Source organism: Methylobacterium sp. WL116, assembly GCF_008039455.1.
Lineage (GTDB): Bacteria > Pseudomonadota > Alphaproteobacteria > Rhizobiales > Beijerinckiaceae > Methylobacterium.
In genome coordinates this window covers 1-1,041 of sequence record NZ_VRUV01000909.1, presented here as the reverse complement: position 1 = coordinate 1,041, position 1,041 = coordinate 1, and the positions used below count along the sequence as shown (strand labels likewise).

Genomic DNA, 1,041 nt, shown 5'->3' with positions numbered 1-1,041 from the left:
CGCCGAGGTCGCCGCCGACCCGCAGGCGGCCTTCCGCCACCGTCACGCCGCCGGCGAACGGGCTGTCGCCGGTGAGGTCGAGGCGGCCGGCGCCGGTCTTCACGATGGTGCCGGTGCCGTCGATCGTGCCGGAAAACAGCGCGTCGGTGCCGTTCGAGCCGGCGGTGAGGGTGGCTCCGCCCAGCGAGACCCGACCGTCGCCGTTCAGCGCGGCGACGCTCTGGTCGTAGCCGGCGAGGTCGAAGGTCCCGGCACCGGCGACGAGGAGCGCGCTGCCCGCGGGGAGGGCGCCCGCGATGCCGGCGCGCAGGGTCCCGTTGGTGACCGAGGTGGTTCCGGCGTAGCTGTTGGCCTGGGTCAGCAGGACGGTGCCGTCGCCGCTCTTGGCGAGCGTCCCGGGGCCCGACAGCACCGCGTCCACGGTGCCGCTCTGCAGGCCATAGATCGCGCCGCGCAGCGTGCCGTTGCGGATCGTGCCGGCGGTGAGCACCACCGGGCCGGCGCTGGAGGCGGTGCCGCCGAGATCGAGCGTTCCGCCCCCGACCACGAGGGCCGCGTCCGCCGCGCCGAGACGACCGCTCCCGGTCAGCTGCAGTGTGCCGCCATCGACGCGGGTGCCGCCGGAGAAGTCGTTGGCGCCGGACAGCGTCACGGTGCCGGCGCCGGTCTTCACCAGCGGCCCGGGGCCGGTCAGCGCGGCCTCGATGCCGCCGGACTGCACGTCGTAGACCGAGCCGCGCAGCGTCCCGTCGGCGATGGTGCCGCCGGTGAGCCGCACCAGCCCGACGGCCTGATTCGTGCCGCCGAGGTCGAGCCGCCCGCCCGAGACCAGCAAGGCGCCGTCGGTCGCGCCGAGCGTTCCGGGCGCGGAAGTCGCGAGCGTGCCGGCCGAGAGGCTGGTGCCGCCGGCATAGGTGTTGGCGGCCGAGAGGGTGACGCGGCCGGTGCCGGCCTTCGACAGGCCGCCGGGACCGACGACCGGGCTCGCCAGCGTCGCGTCGTCCGGCCCGTCGCAGGCGAGGCCCGTCGCGGTCGCCACGC

1 protein-coding gene is annotated in these 1,041 nt (G+C 76.5%); it reads right to left on the bottom strand.

From position 1 onward, the window contains the following. On the bottom strand, window positions 1–1,041 hold a 1,041-nt coding region (locus tag FV223_RS28380), incomplete at both ends, for an autotransporter-associated beta strand repeat-containing protein (RefSeq protein WP_187276289.1).